The sequence below is a fragment of the Flexivirga sp. genome (assembly GCF_035551235.1).
Classification (GTDB): Bacteria; Actinomycetota; Actinomycetes; order Actinomycetales; family Dermatophilaceae; genus Flexivirga.
Genome location: NZ_DASZNO010000017.1, coordinates 13,944 through 30,607, shown reverse-complemented (window position 1 = coordinate 30,607; position 16,664 = coordinate 13,944). Strand labels below are relative to the sequence as shown.

The following is a 16,664-nucleotide window of genomic DNA, read 5'->3' as shown; positions in this document are numbered from 1 at the left end:
CGCCGCGCCCGTCATGGCGCGGCTGTCCACCCTCGACCGGTTCCTGCCCGCCTGGATCATCGCGGCCATGGCGCTCGGGCTGATCCTGGGGCGAGCGATCCCGTCGCTGTCCGGACGCCTGGACGCGGTGCAGATCGGGTCAGTCAGCCTGCCGATCGCGGTCGGCTTGCTGCTGATGTTGTACCCCGTGCTCGCCAAGGTGCGCTACGACAAGCTCGACCGGGTCACCGGTGACCGGCGACTGCTGGCGACGTCCCTGCTGCTGAACTGGGTCGTGGGACCGGCGCTGATGTTCGCGCTGGCCTGGATCCTGCTGCCCGACCTGCCGGCATACCGGACCGGACTGATCATCGTCGGCCTCGCCCGGTGCATCGCCATGGTGCTGATCTGGAACGACCTCGCATGCGGTGATCGGCAGGCCGCCGCCGTGCTGGTCGCGATCAACGCGATCTTCCAGATCCTCGCTTTCGGCATCCTCGGTTGGTTCTACCTGCGTGTCCTGCCCGGCTGGCTCGGCCTCGATCAGGTCGACGCGGGCTTCTCGATCGGCACGATCGTCGTGTCCGTGCTGGTCTTCCTCGGCATACCGCTGGTGGCCGGGTACCTCACCCGCACGATCGGTGAACGCACCAAGGGCGTTGCCTGGTACGAGCAGCGCTTCCTGCCCAGGGTCGGACCGGTCGCTCTCTACGGGCTGCTCTTCACGATCGTCGTGCTCTTCGCCCTGCAGGGCCACACGATCACCACCCAACCGTGGAACGTCGTGCGCATCGCCATACCGCTATTGGCTTATTTCGCAGTCATGTTCACCGTCAGCTTTGCGCTCGGACACCGCTTGCGGCTCGGCTACGCCAAGTCCACGACGGTCGCGTTCACAGCCGCCGGCAACAACTTCGAGCTCGCGATCGCCGTCTGCATCGGCGTTTTCGGCGCCACCTCCGGGCAGGCGCTCGCGGGCGTGGTCGGGCCGCTGATCGAGGTGCCCGTGCTGGTTGCGCTGGTGTATGCCGCACTCGCGCTCCGGCGTCGCCTCTACGCGGGCGATGCTCGCTCTGCCGAGCTGCTCGCCGACTGAGGGACGACGAAACGCGGTTGCCGACTGCTGTGCAGCATCGCAATAGTCGAGGGCATGACCAATGGGCGAGCGCGCAGTTTCGGAGCTGCAGCCGCGATGTACCAGCGATACCGGCCGGAGTATCCGGACCGGATCGTCGAGATCGTGCGTGAGTATGCCGAAACGCCGGTGCGGACCGCGCTGGAGCTCGGCGCCGGCACCGGTAAGGCGACCAGTGTCTTTGCGCGGGAAGGGATTTCAGTCACGGCCAGTGAGCCGGATCAGGGCATGCTGGATGAGTTGAGCCGGCGGCTGCCCGACGTCGCGACCGTGCACGCCCCGCTGGAGGAGCTTCCGCCGCTCGGACCCTTCGATGTGGTCTTCGCAGCGGCCGCGCTGCACTGGACCGAGCCGACCGGGCGGTGGGACCGGATCGCGGGACTGTTGTCGCCCGGTGGCGTCTTCGCGAATTTCGGTGGGGCGCCCCACGTGGCGGACGCGGCGCTGGACGAAGCTGTGGCGGCGAACCAACGACATTGGCCGGTCGATGATGCACCGGCCGGCCCGGTCGAGTTGTCTGACGATGGATTGCATTGGCCGGCAACCCAACTCGTTGCTGATGCACGTTTCGCTGACGTCCGCGAGACCGTTATCGAGCGGAGACTCCAGCTCACCAGGGCGGAATGGATCGTGTACCTGTCGACCGTCTCAGCATACCTGGTGCTGAGCGAGGAGGATCGAGCAGCGGCGCTCGCTGCGATCGCGGACGTCCTGCCCGATGTGGTCGAGCTGCGTGCGGACCTGACCGTGCAGCTGGCCCGCCGCGTGTGAAGCGGTGGTCAGATCGCGTAGGGATAGATCCCGAGCATGTAGGCGCCGAACCACGCGCTGGTGATGGTGGTCGCGGCGCCGACGGTGATCTGGGTCGTGCGTGACCGTTGGGCCAGCGCCAGTGCGACCGGGGTGAGCAGCACGAAAGCGGGCAGCAGCAGGCGCACGCGCGAGTTCATCAACCCGGTCGACAGCAACACGGTCGACGCGGCGAGCGTGCCGTAAACGCTGACCTGCCAGGGCAATCGGGTGACGAAGGCCAGCACGATCAGCACGATGGTCGCCACGATCACCCAGGCCGTGATGACGTCCCCGGCGGTCTCGTTGAGTGACAGCGTGTCGACCAGATAGCGCAGGGTGGCGGCGCCGAAGTCGAAACGGGTGTCCCAGCCGGTGCTCTGCACACGGAACCAGCCGGTCGGTGTGCCGACCCGGATGCCGACGAACACCATCCAGAACAGCCAGCCGAGTGGAGCCAGTGCCGCACCCACCCAGGGACGCCATCCGTCACGTCGGCTGAGGAACGCGGCGATCAGGAGGACGGCGATCAGCCCGACCGCAGTCGTGCGAGTCAAGCCCGCACATGCCGTCAGTAATCCCGCTGCGATCCAACGCTTTTCGAGGATCATCCACAACGCCCAGCCGGCGAACGCGCAGTAGATCGCCTCGGTGTAGGCCATCGTGAGCACAACGCTCATCGGGGTGGCGGCGAAGAGGACCGCCATGATCAGTCCGGCCCGGTCAGCCTGCGGCTGGTCTTCCGGCCATCGGCGCTGCGCGCACCAGCGGCCGATCCGGTATGCCGCGACCGTCGCCACCGCGCCGGCAACCAGGCTGGTCATGATCGCGGCGGCATACGTGCTCGGTCCGAGGGCATGGAGGGCTCGTACGGCCATCGGGTAGCCGGGGAAGAAGGCGTATGCCGTGTCGGCAGAGATGTTTCCGTGCGCGTCGGTGAGCTCCGGCGGGATGTGGTCGTAGCCGTGCCCGGCGAGCGCGAGCATCCACTGACCATCCCAGGCCGAGAGCATCGTGTGCAGCGACCTGCCGTTGCGGTGCCCGACATACAGCAGCCACCACGCGCCGACGACGCGCACCACCACGAAGGCGGCGAGCCCGGCCGCCCAGGATCGGGCTGCCGGGCGGTCCGCCCAGCCTGCCCGCTCGGGCGGGGTGGCGAAACTCAGAGGTATTGGCCCGTCGGCGAGGTAGGTCCGGCTCCGTCGTGGCCGCTCGGGTCGACGCCGTGCCCCGGCGGAAGCCCGCGCCGCATCGCCTGCAGCTGTGCCTGGGAGGCCATCTGCTGCGCCACGATCGCGGTCTGGATGCCGTGGAAGAGTCCTTCGAGCCAGCCGACCAGCTGTGCCTGCGCGATGCGCAGCTCGGCGTCGCTGGGGGCGCCCTCGCTGAAGGGAAGGGCGATCCGGTCCAGTTCCTCGACGAGTTCGGGGGCCAGACCGTCCTTGAGCTCATCGATCGAACGGTGGTGTATGTCGGCCAGGCGGCGCCGTCCGGCGTCGTCCAGCGGGGCGTTGCGCACTTCTTCCAGCAACTGCTTGATCATCGAGCCGATGCGCATCACCTTCGCGGGCCGCTCGACGAGGTCGGCCGGGTTCTCCTCGACGGTCGCCTCGTTCTCCGCCGTGTCCCCGTCGTCGTCCTCGCTCGGTGGCGAGGCCACCCCCATGCCGTCCTGGGTCACGACGACGATGCGCTGTTGTTCGTCCTGGTTCTCGTCCGGCGTCATGACATCCATACTGCCAAACGGCTCATGGGGCTTGGACCACCTCATGTCGTGAGGAGCAGCTTGCCGACGTGCTGCGACTCCGCGAGCGCGCGGTGTGCGTCGCCGGCGCGTTCCAGCGGCATGGTCTCCTGCACCACCGGACGAACAGCGCCGGTCTCCAGCAGCGGCCACACGTGCTCGCGGACGCTCGCGACGACCTTCGCCTTGTCGGCGCGGTCGCGTGCCCGCAGGCCCGTCGCGATGACCGAGCCACGTTTGGCCAGCAGGTCGGCGATGTTCAACTCGGCCTTGACGCCGCCCTGCATGCCGATGATGTCGAGGCGACCGTCCTTGGCGAGGGCGGCAATGTTGCGGGACAGGTATTTCGCGCCGACGACATCCAGGATGACGTCTGCGCCGCCTTCGGCGGAGATGACCTCGACGAAGTCCTGCTCGCGGTAGTTGATGAGTATGTCGGCGCCGAGTTGCGCACACCGCTCGAGCTTCTCGGCCGTTCCGGCGGTGACCGCCACGCGGGAACCGAACGCCTTGGCGAGTTGGATCGCCATCGTCCCGATGCCGCTGGACCCGCCGTGTGCGAGGAGCAGCTCGCCGGGTTGCAGGCGGGCGGTCATGAAGACGTTGGACCACACGGTGCACACGACTTCCGGCAGCGCGGCCGCCTCGACGAGGTCGAGGCCCTCGGGCGCCGGCAGCAGCTGCCCGACGGGGACCGCGACCTGCTCGGCATACCCACCACCGGCGAGCAGGGCGCAGACCCGATCGCCGACCGACCAACCGGCGACGGCCGATCCGATCGCGCTGATCGTGCCGCTGACCTCGAGGCCGGGGATCTCCGACTCACCCTTCGGTGGCGGGTAGAACCCTTGGCGTTGCATCAGATCCGCCCGGTTGACCCCCGCGGCCGCGACGTCGACGAGCACCTCGTCGTCGCTGATCGTGGGCGGCGGTATGTCGGAAGGCGTCAGCACGGATTCGTCGCCGAAGCTCGGCAGGGTGATCGCACGCATGGTGTCGACGTTACTGCGTGCACCGAACCGCACACTTACCGCCGAGTCGCACGGCTGTAGGTGTGCGACTCGGCGCTACGTGTGCGGCTCGACGGGCGTGGCGGCGCGGAGGACCGCCCATTGGTAATGCAGGTCGGAGTCGTCGTCCGCGGGCCAGGTCTCGAAGGTCTCGACAGCGCCGTGCCGGGCGAGCGCGGCGCGGAGGTCGTCGTCCGACCGGAGGGCGAAGAATCGCGGCGGCCCGTATGCCGGATCGCCCCACCGTTGCTCGCGCGTCTCGAGTGCGCCCCAGACGCCGATCGCGATCGGTGATCCGGGGCGTACCACGCGCACCAGCTCTGCGAGGGCGGTGTCCAGGTCGTCATCGGCGATGTGCAGCAGTGTGCTGGCCGTGTATGCCGCGTCGAAATCGTCTGTGTTGAAAGGGAGTTCGAGGGCGGACGCGACCTGGACGTCGAGGCCGGCCTCGACGCAGAGCGCCACGCTCGCCGGCGCCAGGTCGATACCGCGTATGGCGAAACCGGCGTCCCGGAAGGCGATGGAGTCGCGTCCGGGCCCGGTGCCGACTTCGACCACCGACGAGCGGCCTTCCGCCTGGAGCAACCGGAGGAACGCATCGCGGTGTGCGACGCGTGCGGGCCGCACCGGGTTGTCCCGTCGGGAGGATGCCTCGTTGTCGTAGAAGGTCCGCAGGTCGGCTTCGCGCTCGGCGCGGCTGGTCGGCATGCGTGCATCGTTTCATGCACCGAGCCGCACACTTGATACCGAATCGCACAGCTACAGGTGTGCGACTGGACGCTACGTGTGCGGGTCGGTGGGGCACTGTGCCGGATCCCGGTTCGGGAATGCGGGTCTCGGCGGCATCGTTCAAATCTGTATGACCGCCCCGACCGTGCCGACATTGCGCCGGGACGTGGTCGTCATCGGCGCCGGACAGGCGGGACTGTCGGCGAGCCACTTCCTGCGCAAGGCAGGACTGCAGCCGGGCGTCGACTTCGACGTACTCGATGCGAACCCGACACCCGGAGGCGCGTGGAGCCACCGGTGGGACGCGCTGACGCTGGGGGCCGTGCACGGCATACATGACTTGCCCGACTTCCCGCTCGGCACTCCGGACCCGACCGAGCCTGCACGCGAGGTCGTCAAGCGCTATTACGGCGCCTACGAGCGGCACGAGGACCTGCGCGTGCAACGGCCGTGGAAGGTGACATCGGTCGAGGACGCAGGTGAGCCACTACTGGTGCGCGCGGAGCGCGACGGCGAGCGGCGCGACTATCTCGCGGACGCCGTGATCAGTGCGACGGGCACTTGGGACCGCCCGTATGTCCCGCGCTATCCCGGCCGTTTCGCCGGCATACAACTGACGACGCGGGATTTCGGTGCGCCGCAGGATTTCGAGGGCAAGCGAGTGCTGGTCGTCGGCGGTGGCGCGTCGGCGGTGCAGTTCCTCCTGCTCCTCGAGCGGTATGGCGTCTCCACCGTCTGGTCCACTCGGCGCCCGCCGCAGTGGATCGACCGGCGAGTCGACCCGAAATGGGGCGCCGAGGTCGAGCGTCGCGTCGCGGCGAAGACGCGCGCCGGCCTCCCAGCGGGATCGGTGGTCTCGAACACCGGCTTGTTACGCAACGCCGAGTACGAAGCGGGGATTGCGCGCGGGACGCTGGTCAGCCGTGGTGGCATCGCACGGCTCACCGACCACGGCGTCGACTTCACCGATGGCAGCCACGAGGACGTCGACGCCATCCTGTGGGCGACCGGATTCCGGGCGTCGCTGGGGCATCTCACCCCGCTCAAGCTGCGCGAACCCGGCGGAGGAGTGCGTATGGCGCCCGACGACGTCTCGGTGGTCAAGGAGCCGCGGCTGTTCGTCGTCGGTTACGGCCCGAGCGCGTCCACTCTGGGCGCGACCCGCGCCGGACGCCGAGCGGCCCGTGGGGCATTGCGCGTCATCGTGGATCGCGCGGCGGCCTGACACGCACAAACCCATCCCGAATGACGGCTTTCTCGGCGAGTGACGGTCAGATCAGACCGTCACTCGCCGAGAAAGCCGTCATTCGGCAGGTGGGGCGGGGCGGTGGCCGAGGCGGCGGCTGAGGTCGGCGGCGGCCGATCGGACCGCGGCCACGAGCGGGCCGGCCGGTGGGGGATCCTCCGCGGGATAGGTCACCGCGATGCCGGCCGCGGGACCGCCGTTGTGGTCCAGCGCCGCCACCGCGACGGACGCGAATCCTTGTGACACGGAGCCGGATTCGACGGCATACCCGCGGCGACGAACCTGCGCCAGCTCGGAGTTGAGGACGGTCAGCGAGGTCGGCCCGAGGTCGTTGCGCTGGACGAACGACGCGCGATCCGGGTAGAGCGCACGCAGCTGCGGTGCCGGCAGTGCCGCCAACATGGCGAGCCCGGATGCGGTCACGGAGGCGGGCAGCCGGACGCCGACATCGGTGACCAGCGACGGCCGGCGCGGCGCGCGTTCCTCGATCACGTAGAACACGTCCCGGCCGTGCAGGACCGCCAGGTGCGCGTTGTGGGTCGTCGCGTCCACGAGGCGACTCAGCACCGGTCGCGCGATCCGTTGCAGCGGCGCCTGTCGGACGTATGCGGTGCCCAGCTCGAAGGCCGCGACGCCGAGGCCCCAGCGCCGGTCGTCGGACAGGTGGGTGACGAAACCGGACTCCGACAGCACCGACAGCAGGTGGTACGTCGAGGACCTCGGCAGGTCCAGCTCACGGGCGATCGCAGCGGCCGGCATCGGTTCGGCGTGCCGGGCCAGCAACTGCAGGAGAGCCACGGCCGAAGCCGCGGCGGGGGCGTTCGCCATACGGGGGATTGTCTCAGATGCGAGACAGTAAGGCGGTGCGGGCGGTATCCGTCCCCTCGCTGCGGGTATGCAATGGATCACATGAGCGAATCTGTTGTCGTGGGAGTCGGCGCCCTGTCCATCGCCGATGTCGTCGCCGTCGCCCGTCACGGAGCGCACGTCGAGGTGTCCGAGGAGTCGCTGGCCGAGGTCGAGCGCAGCCGCGCGATCATCGAGCGACTGGCCGACGACCCCATCCCGCACTACGGCGTCTCCACCGGTTTCGGGGCGCTCGCGACCAAGCACATCCCGGTCGAGTCGCGGGCCCAGCTGCAGCGGTCATTGGTCCGTTCGCACGCCGCCGGCTCGGGCCCCGAGGTCGAGCGCGAGGTCGTCCGCGCCCTCATGCTGCTGCGCATCAGCACGCTCGCGACCGGCCGCACCGGCGTCCGCCCCGAGGTGCTCACGACGTATGTCGGCATGCTCAACGCCGGCATCACCCCGTGCGTCCGCGAATACGGGTCGCTCGGTTGCTCCGGTGACCTGGCACCGCTGGCGCACTGCGCGCTCGCACTCATGGGCGAGGGCGAGGTCCGCAACGCCGACGGCGAGCAGGTGACCGCGGCCGAGGCCCTCGCCGCAGCCGGCCTGACCCCGGTCGAGCTGCGCGAGAAGGAGGGCCTGGCCCTCATCAACGGCACCGACGGAATGCTCGGGATGCTCTGCCTGGCCATCACCGACCTCACCGAGCTGGCGAAGGTCGCCGATATCACCGCCGCGATGTCGGTCGAGGGACTGCTCGGCACCGACGACGTCTTCGCCGCCGACCTGCACGAGCTGCGTCCGCAGCGCGGCCAGGCCGACAGTGCCGCCAACCTGCGAGTCCTGTTGAAGGACAGCGAGATCCGCGAGAGCCACCGCGACCCCGCGGCGTGCACCCGAGTGCAGGACGCCTACTCATTGCGCTGCTCCCCGCAGGTCGCCGGCGGTGTGCGCGACACCATCGCGCACGCCACGAGCGTCGCGAATGCCGAGCTGGCCGCCGCCGTCGACAACCCGGTCGTCACCAAGGACGGGCGCGTGGAGTCCAACGGCAACTTCCACGGCGCACCGGTCGCCTACGTGCTCGACTTCCTCGCCATCGTGACCGCCGACCTGGCCAGCATCAGTGAACGCCGTACCGACCGCTTCCTCGATGTCGCTCGCAATAACGGACTGCCGCCGTTCCTGGCCGACGACCCGGGTGTCGACTCCGGGCACATGATCGCCCAATACACCCAAGCGGCAATCGTTTCCGAGCTGAAGCGGCTCGCGAACCCGGCATCGGTCGACTCGATCCCGTCGAGCGCGATGCAGGAGGACCACGTGTCGATGGGCTGGTCGGGCGCACGCAAGCTGCGTCGGTCGGTGGACGGCCTGCGTCGCGTCCTGTCGGTCGAGCTGCTCACCGCTGCGCGCGGCATCCGGCTACGCGCCCCGCTGAAGCCGTCGGCGGCCACTGGGGCCGTCATCGAGGCACTGCCGAACATCGGTGTCCCCGGCCCGGACCGCTACCTCGCGCCGGAGATCGAGCAGACCGTCGAGTTCGTCAACGACGGTCGTGCGCTCCACGCGGCAGAGGCAGTCACCGGCGCGCTGCGCTGAGGCGGCGAGTGCGGCTACTCGACCCGCGCGAATCTTTGAAAACACTTGAGAAGGAAAGGATCTGACGATCATGGAAGGTGCAAGGCCCGTACGCGCCCCGCGAGGGACCAAGCTGACTGCCCAGTCCTGGGCGGCCGAGGCTCCGATGCGGATGCTGATGAACAACCTCGACCCGGAGGTTGCCGAGCACCCCGACGAGCTCGTTGTGTATGGCGGCACCGGTCGTGCCGCACGTGACTGGCGATCGTTCGACGCGATGGTGCGGACGCTGGAGACGCTGAAGGCCGACGAGACGATGCTGGTGCAGTCCGGCCGTCCGGTGGGTGTCATGCAGACCCACGAGTGGGCACCACGTGTGCTCATCGCCAACTCCAATCTCGTTCCGGACTGGGCGAATTGGCCGGAGTTCCGTCGCCTCGAGAAGCTCGGCCTGACGATGTACGGCCAGATGACCGCGGGCTCCTGGATCTACATCGGCACCCAGGGCATCGTCCAGGGCACCTACGAGACCTTCGCGGCGGTCGCCGAGAAGCGCTTCGGCGGCACCCTCGCCGGCACGCTGACCCTCACCGCCGGCTGCGGGGGCATGGGCGGCGCCCAGCCGCTCGCGGTCACCATGAACGACGGTGCCTGCCTCATCGTCGACGTCGACGAGTCGCGGCTGCGGCGCCGGGTCGAGCACCGCTATCTCGACGAGGTCGCCGACAACCTGGACGACGCGATCGAGAAGGCCGTCGCTGCCAAGAACGACCGCCGGGCCTGGTCGGTGGGCGTCGTGGGCAACGCTGCTGAGATCTACCCGGAGCTGCTGCGGCGCGGTGTGCCGATCGACATCGTCACCGACCAGACCAGCGCGCACGACCCACTTTCCTATCTGCCGGAAGGCATTTCGCCGGAGGACTGGCACGACTACGCGGCCAAGAAGCCGGAGGAGTTCACCGACCGGGCGCGCGTGTCCATGGCGAAGCACGTCCAGGCGATGGTGGAGTTCCAGGACGGTGGCGCCGAGGTCTTCGACTACGGCAACTCGATCCGGGACGAGGCCCGACTGGGCGGCTACGAGCGCGCGTTCGAGTTCCCCGGCTTCGTGCCGGCATACATCCGCCCGCTGTTCTGCGAGGGCAAGGGACCATTCCGCTGGGCGGCGCTCTCGGGCGACCCGAAGGACATCTACGCGACCGACAAGGCCGTGATGGACCTCTTCCCGGACAACGACCGGCTGCAGAAGTGGATGCGCGGCGCCCGGGAGAAGATCGCCTTCCAGGGGCTGCCGGCCCGCATCTGCTGGCTCGGTTACGGCGAGCGTGACAAGGCCGGCCTGGCCATCAACGACCTGGTCGCCAGCGGCGAGGTCAGCGCCCCGATCGTCATCGGACGCGACCACCTCGACTGCGGGTCGGTCGCCTCGCCATACCGTGAAACCGAAGCGATGGCAGACGGGTCCGACGCGATCGCCGACTGGCCGCTGCTCAACGCACTGGTCAACACCAGCTCCGGCGCGAGCTGGGTGTCGATCCACCACGGTGGCGGCGTCGGCATCGGCCGCTCCATCCACGCCGGGCAGGTCTCGCTGGCCGACGGCACGCCGCTGGCCGCGCAGAAGCTGGCCCGGGTGCTCAGCAACGACCCGGGCATGGGAGTCATCCGGCACGTGGACGCCGGCTACGAGCGGGCCGAGGACGTGGCGACCGAGCGCGGCGTGCGCGTCCCGATGCGGGAGGGCTGAGTCCGATGGCCGTCGGCGGCGCGCAGTTCGAGAAGCGCAGCATCGAGGTCGTGCCCGGTCATGAGCGGCACGGCTCACCGATCAACCAGTTCACGCTGTGGTTCGGCGCGAACATGCAGATCACTGCGGTCGTCGACGGCGCCCTCGCGGTCGTCTTCGGCGCCGACGCGATGTGGGCGATCATCGGCCTGCTGATCGGCAACGTGCTCGGCGGTGCGGTCATGGCGCTGCACTCCGCGCAGGGCCCGCATCTCGGCCTGCCGCAGATGATCAGCAGCCGCGCGCAGTTCGGCGTCCTCGGCGCCGCGCTGCCGCTGGTGCTCGTGGTGGTCATGTATCTCGGTTTCGCGGCCACCGGCACCGTGCTCTCCGGGCAGGCGATCAACAAGATCCTGCACGTCGACGCAAAGCCGGTCGGGATCATCATTTTCGGCGTCCTCACCTTCGTCGTGGCGGCGTTCGGTTACCGCTGGATCCACAAATTGGGCCGGCTGGCAACGGTGCTCGGGTTCATCGGCTTCGCCTACCTGACCTTCCGGGTCTTCCACGAGCACAGCGCGCACACGCTCTTCGGCTCGCCGCACTTCGACGGCGCACCGTTCCTGCTCGCGATCGCTCTCGGCGCCGGCTGGCAGCTGACCTTCGGGCCGTACGTCGCCGACTACTCCCGATACCTGCCGCGAAACACCACGATCGCCAGCACTTTCTGGGCGACGCTGGGTGGCAGCGTGATCGGTTCCATGTGGTCGATGACCCTCGGCGCGCTGATCGCGTCCATCCCGAAGTCGACCTTCCTGGACAACCAGGTCGGCTTCGTCGGTGACCTCGCGGGCGGCGGTGCCGTTGCGTTCGTGATCTACATCGTCATCGTCGTCGGCAAGCTGACCGTCAACACGCTCAACGCGTATGGCGGCTCGATGACCCTGCTCACGACGACGACGGCCTTCACCCGCAACGCAACGGTGCGCCCGCGCACCCGGATCGCCTTCGTCTTCGGCTTCCTCGCCTGCTCGATCGTGGTCGCACTCGCCGGCTCCGCGAACTTCCTGGACAACTTCAAGAACTTCGTGCTGCTGCTGTTGACCGTCTTCATCCCCTGGAGCGCGATCAACCTGGTCGACTACTACCTGGTCTCCAAGGAGCGCGTCGATGTCCCCGCCCTGTATGACGAAACCGGTCGCTACGGCCGCTTCAACGTGTGCGGCCTGACCACTTACGTCATCGGCGTCGTGGTGCAGATCCCGTTCCTCTCCCAAAGCCTCTACACCGGACCGATCGCGAAAGCGATTGACGGTGCTGATGTTTCGTGGATCGTCGGGCTGGTCATCACCGCGGCTGTCTACTATCCGTGGGCGCGTGCCACGTCCCGGCCGCCCGAGCAGTCGATCCTGCCGCCCGACCTGCAACAGCTCGAGGAGGAACTCGTATGACGGAGTTCGACCGGATGTGGGCCGACCTGGACCCCGTCGGGCGCGCGTCGTCCGGCGGGTACCGGCGCTTCGCCTGGACCGCCGAGGACGACACCCTGCGCGAATGGTTCGCCGGTGAGTGCGCCACCCGCGGCCTCGACCTGGTCCAGGACCGGATGGGCAACCAGTGGGCGTGGTGGGGAGACCCGGACACCGACGGCCCCGGTGTCGTGGTCGGATCGCATCTCGACTCCGTGCCCGACGGCGGCGCGTATGACGGGCCACTCGGCGTCGTGTCGGGGCTGGCCGCGCTGGATGCGTTGCGGGAGAAGGGTTTCAAGCCAAAACGTCCCATCGCCGTCGTGAACTTCGGCGACGAGGAGGGTGCCCGGTTCGGCGTTGCGTGCGCCGGATCACGGGTGATCACGGGGGCGATGACCGCGGAGCGCGCACTCGGCCTCACCGATGCCGATGGCGTCACCATGGCCGAGGCGCTGCGCCGGGCCGGTCGCGACCCCGAGGCCATCGGCCCGGATCCGGAGACGCTGCGCCGTATCGGCCAGTTCGTCGAGTTGCACGTGGAACAGGGCCGCGCCCTCGCCGACCTCGACCCGGCCACCTCCGCGGTGGCGATCGGCACGGACATCTGGCCGCACGGACGCTGGCGGATCGACCTGCCAGGCACCGCCAATCACGCTGGAACGACTGCGTTGTCGGACCGGCGCGACGCCATGCTGTCGGCTGCGGAGGTCGTCCTCGCCGCACGTGAAGCCGCGGCGACGCACGGGTGTGTCGCCACCACCGGCAAGATCGCGGTCGAGCCGGGCGGCGTGAACGCCATACCCTCGCACGTGCGGCTGTGGCTGGACGCTCGTGGCGCCGACCAGAATGCCGTGCGCGCAACGGTTTCCGCGGTCGAGCGGGCCGCTGCACGGTGTGGCGGCACCATGACCGAGGAGTCCTGGACCGACACCACCCGCTTCGACGACGACCTGTCCGGCCGGCTGCGGCAGATCCTCGGTGCGCACACGCCGATGCTCGGCACCGGCGCCGGACACGACGCCGGCGTGCTCGCAACGGCGGGCGTCTCGACGTCGATGCTGTTCGTCCGCAACCCCACCGGCGTCTCGCACTCGCCGGAGGAGTTCGCCGAGCGCGACGACTGCCTACGCGGCGTCGACGCCCTGGCCACAGTGGTCCAGGACCTCTCCGCATGACGACCTACTGGGCCGAATTCGCCATACTGCCAGAGGGTTTGGCGCGAGACGTCAGCTTCGACATCGAGGGTGACGTCTTCGACCGGATCGAGACCGGGCAGCCGCAGGGCGATGCCCACCGGCTGCCCGGAGTGGTGCTGCCCGGCTTCGCCAACACGCACAGCCACGCGTTCCACCGCGCGCTGCGTGGTCGCACCCACTCCGAGGGTGGCACCTTCTGGAGCTGGCGGTCCCGGATGTATGACGCAGCACGGCGTCTCGACCCGGACAACTACCTGGCTCTCGCCCGCGCGACCTACGCCGAGATGGCGCTTGCCGGTGTGACGAGTGTCGGTGAGTTCCACTACGTCCATCACACGCCCGACGGCACGCCATACGCCAATCCGAACGCGATGGGGGAGGCATTGCAGCAGGCGGCCCGCGAGGCAGGGGTACGCCTGACGCTGCTCGACACCTGTTATCTCGCAGGGGGATTGAGCGCGGACGGGCACCAGCCGCTTGCGCCGGAGCAGCGCCGCTTCGGCGATGCCGATGTCTCGGCCTGGGCGGGTCGGGTCTCCAATCTGTGGGATGACGCGACCAACCGCGTGGGCACCGCGATCCACTCGGTGCGGGCGGTGCCGCGCGAGCAGCTCACCGACTTCGTGCGGTATGTCGAGCAGGGGCAGACCTGGCAGACGATGCACGCACACGTCTCCGAGCAACCCGCGGAGAACGAAGCGTGCCAGGCGTTCTACGGGATGACGCCCGTGCAGTTGCTGGCCGAGGCGGGTGCCCTCGGGCCGGATTTCAGTGCCGTTCACGCCACCCACCTGACCGATGCGGACATCGCGAGGCTCGGCCGGGCGCACGCGACTGCCGCGTTCTGCCCGACCACCGAGCGCGACCTCGCGGACGGCATCGGGCCGGCTCGGGAGCTGCTGGACGCCGGCGCACGACTCAGTCTCGGCTCCGATCAGCACGCGGTCATCGACCCCTTCGAGGAGGTCCGCGGACTGGAGTCGCACGAGCGGCTGCGCAGCCTGCACCGCGGCCGGATCAGTCAGGGCGAGCTGATTGCGGCAGCGACCGCGCACGACACGATCGGCTGGGCCGAGGCGGGCACACTGCGCGAGGGCGCCAAGGCCGACCTGGTGGCCGTCGACCTTTCCTCGCCCCGAACCGCCGGAGTACCAGCGGAATTCGTGCTCACCGCCGCCACCGCGGCCGACGTCACCGACGTGATCCGCGACGGCGAGCCGGTGGTCACCGACCGGCAGCACCGGCTCGGCGACGTGGGTCGCCTGCTGCATGAAGCCATCGACACGCTGTGGGAGGACTGACATGAGCGCCAGCGCATTGACCGGTATCGGGGAGCTGGCCACCGCCGACGCCACGCACCCGGACGGCGACGGGTCGCCGCTCGGCCTGATCCAGGACGCAGCGGTGGTCGTCGAGGACGGGCGGATCGAATGGGTCGGCCGCGCTACAGCGGTGCCGGCCACGGACGACCGCCGCGAACTCGGCGGCCGCGCCGTCATCCCGTCCTTCGTGGACAGCCACAGCCACCTGGTCTTCGCCGGTGACCGATCGGCCGAATTTGCGGCCCGCATGACCGGCGAGCCGTATGACGGCGGCGGCATCGCCGTGTCGATGCAGGCGACCCGAGCCGCGAGTGACGACGAGCTGCGGGCGCTCGTCGGCCGCCGGATCGCCGAGATGCACGCGCAGGGCACCGGTGTCGTCGAGATCAAGAGCGGCTACGGACTCGACGTCGACAACGAAGCGCGCGCCCTGCGCATCGCGTCCGAGTTCACCGACGAGACAACGTTTCTCGGCGCACACGTCGTGCCGCCTGAGTTCCGCGAGAGCGCCACCGGGCGCACCGACTACCTGGACCTGGTGTGCGGCGAGATGCTCGCGGCGTGTGCGCCATACGCGCGCTGGATCGATGTCTTCTGCGAGCCGAACAGCGCCTTCGCGTTCACCGGCGAGGAGTCCGAGCGAGTGCTGCGTGCGGGCGCCGACGCCGGTCTCGAGCTGCGTGTGCACGGCAACCAGCTCGGGCACGGTCCGGGAGTGCAGCTCGCGGTCTCCCTCGGCGCCGCGAGCGTCGACCACTGCACGTTCCTGTCGGACGCGGACATTGCGGCGCTGGCCGGATCGTCAACGGTCGCAACGTTGTTGCCCGGTGTGGAGTTCTCCACCAAATCGCCATACCCGGACGCGCGCCGGCTGATCGACGCCGGCGTCAGCGTGGCACTGGCGAGCGACTGCAACCCGGGCACGTGCTACTCCAGCTCGATCCCGTTCGCGATCGCCGTCGCCGTCCGCGACATGGGTATGACGCCCGCCGAGGCATTGCTCGCCGCGACCTCCGGTGCGGCGAAGTCGTTGCGCCGCACCGATATCGGTGTCATTCGCGTCGGTGCGCGTGCCGATCTGACGGTGCTCGACGCCCCGTCATACCTGCACCTGGCCTATCGGCCCGGCGTGCCGATCGCGAGAGCACTCACCGCAGAGCGGCCGACGGTCAGTAGGTGAATGAGGCTGCGGCGCTGTCGCGAAAGTCATCGAAGTCGGTAGCTGACACCTTCTTGAAGGCTGCCGCTGTCAGGCAGTAGCTGGTGTAAGCGATCGCGAACTCACCGTTGCGATAAGCGAGTGTCTGGGATCGGGCCGCGCCGTAATCGACGGTCGATTGCGGGACTCGCACTGTGCCTATGGCTTCGATGCTCCCAGCCGCGGTGTGGAGCTCGACGGTGCCGTTGCTCCTGAACTTCGGTTTCGGCTTTCCGGGAAAGATTGACGAATTCGCGATCACGATTTCCTTGACGATGTCTCGCGAGGTCGTCGGGTCGGAGTCGCTGTAGCCAAAGTATTGCCACAAACGGATATGGCAGCCCGGCTTGACCTGCCATTCCTTGAGACCTACGTCGGTGGGGCTCGCCGGTATCTCGGTCCAGGGTCGGGACCCATAGCGCCAGACCATGTTCTTCGGCGGGGCGAGCGCTCGGAAAGAAGCCCGGATGCGAGCCTTCTTCGCGGTGTCGTCCGCGGTGGAGCTGGTGTTCACGCTGGGTTCGGGTGCGGAGGTCGTCGGCACGGCCTCTGTCGTAGCCTGAGCCGTCGAGGCGGCCGTCGGCGTGACGACGGCGCTCGATGCGTGCTCGTTGCACGCAGCGAGTGGTGAGGCGAGGAGTGCGGCAACACCGGCGATGCTGAGATTTCGGCTGAGCTTGCGCAC

General features: G+C 68.9%; 15 protein-coding genes. 9 read left to right on the top strand and 6 right to left on the bottom strand.

The window, feature by feature from the left end:
- The first annotated feature begins 13 nt into the window (after positions 1-13).
- Entirely contained in the window at positions 14-1,075 is a 1,062-nt protein-coding gene (gene arsB, locus VG502_RS02710; protein WP_325548545.1) for an ACR3 family arsenite efflux transporter, read from the top strand.
- A 54-nt stretch (positions 1,076-1,129) separates the two neighbouring features.
- Positions 1,130-1,885: a class I SAM-dependent methyltransferase gene (locus VG502_RS02705; protein ID WP_325548445.1), complete on the top strand. Its 756-nt coding sequence runs from the start codon at positions 1,130-1,132 to the stop codon at positions 1,883-1,885.
- Between the two features lie 8 nt (positions 1,886-1,893).
- Here VG502_RS02705 and VG502_RS02700 read toward each other — a convergent pair whose 3' ends face one another.
- The 4 genes from VG502_RS02700 to VG502_RS02685 form a co-directional block, all read right to left on the bottom strand.
- On the bottom strand, positions 1,894-2,988 hold the full coding sequence (locus tag VG502_RS02700; protein ID WP_325548443.1) for a mannosyltransferase family protein: 1,095 nt from the start codon (positions 2,986-2,988) through the stop codon (positions 1,894-1,896).
- An 80-nt stretch (positions 2,989-3,068) separates the two neighbouring features.
- A complete protein-coding gene (locus tag VG502_RS02695) occupies positions 3,069-3,632 on the bottom strand; it encodes a bacterial proteasome activator family protein (RefSeq protein WP_325548441.1) in 564 nt (187 codons plus the stop codon).
- Between the two features lie 41 nt (positions 3,633-3,673).
- Positions 3,674-4,642: an NAD(P)H-quinone oxidoreductase gene (locus VG502_RS02690; protein WP_325548439.1), complete on the bottom strand. Its 969-nt coding sequence runs from the start codon at positions 4,640-4,642 to the stop codon at positions 3,674-3,676.
- A gap of 75 nt (positions 4,643-4,717) precedes the next feature.
- Positions 4,718-5,368 (bottom strand): class I SAM-dependent methyltransferase, encoded by a 651-nt coding sequence (locus tag VG502_RS02685; RefSeq protein ID WP_325548437.1) that lies wholly within the window; start codon positions 5,366-5,368, stop codon positions 4,718-4,720.
- Between the two features lie 151 nt (positions 5,369-5,519).
- Between VG502_RS02685 and VG502_RS02680 the strand changes: the two genes are divergently transcribed.
- Positions 5,520-6,614, top strand: a complete 1,095-nt coding sequence (locus VG502_RS02680) for a flavin-containing monooxygenase (protein ID WP_325548435.1) — start codon at positions 5,520-5,522, stop codon at positions 6,612-6,614.
- Positions 6,615-6,692: 78 nt separating this feature from the next.
- Here the strand turns inward: VG502_RS02680 and VG502_RS02675 are convergent, their stop codons facing one another.
- Positions 6,693-7,463 (bottom strand): IclR family transcriptional regulator, encoded by a 771-nt coding sequence (locus tag VG502_RS02675; RefSeq protein ID WP_325548433.1) that lies wholly within the window; start codon positions 7,461-7,463, stop codon positions 6,693-6,695.
- An 81-nt stretch (positions 7,464-7,544) separates the two neighbouring features.
- Between VG502_RS02675 and hutH the strand changes: the two genes are divergently transcribed.
- The 6 genes from hutH to hutI all read left to right on the top strand — a co-directional run bounded on the left by hutH (position 7,545) and on the right by hutI (position 15,961).
- Positions 7,545-9,086, top strand: coding sequence for a histidine ammonia-lyase (hutH, locus tag VG502_RS02670; protein WP_414655693.1), 1,542 nt, complete (start codon positions 7,545-7,547; stop codon positions 9,084-9,086).
- Positions 9,087-9,156: 70 nt separating this feature from the next.
- Entirely contained in the window at positions 9,157-10,812 is a 1,656-nt protein-coding gene (hutU, locus tag VG502_RS02665) for a urocanate hydratase (RefSeq protein ID WP_325548429.1), read from the top strand.
- 5 nt (positions 10,813-10,817) lie between these two features.
- Complete coding sequence (locus tag VG502_RS02660; RefSeq protein WP_325548427.1) at positions 10,818-12,242, top strand: purine-cytosine permease family protein; 1,425 nt, start codon at positions 10,818-10,820, stop codon at positions 12,240-12,242.
- A complete protein-coding gene (locus VG502_RS02655) occupies positions 12,239-13,438 on the top strand; it encodes an allantoate amidohydrolase (protein ID WP_325548426.1) in 1,200 nt (399 codons plus the stop codon). The genes VG502_RS02660 and VG502_RS02655 overlap by 4 nt, the downstream gene beginning before the upstream one ends.
- On the top strand, positions 13,435-14,760 hold the full coding sequence (locus tag VG502_RS02650) for a formimidoylglutamate deiminase (protein WP_325548424.1): 1,326 nt from the start codon (positions 13,435-13,437) through the stop codon (positions 14,758-14,760). The genes VG502_RS02655 and VG502_RS02650 overlap by 4 nt, the downstream gene beginning before the upstream one ends.
- Position 14,761: 1 nt before the next feature.
- Positions 14,762-15,961 (top strand): imidazolonepropionase, encoded by a 1,200-nt coding sequence (hutI, locus tag VG502_RS02645; RefSeq protein ID WP_325548422.1) that lies wholly within the window; start codon positions 14,762-14,764, stop codon positions 15,959-15,961.
- Here the strand turns inward: hutI and VG502_RS02640 are convergent.
- Complete coding sequence (locus VG502_RS02640) at positions 15,951-16,664, bottom strand: hypothetical protein (RefSeq protein ID WP_325548421.1); 714 nt, start codon at positions 16,662-16,664, stop codon at positions 15,951-15,953. The genes hutI and VG502_RS02640 overlap by 11 nt on opposite strands.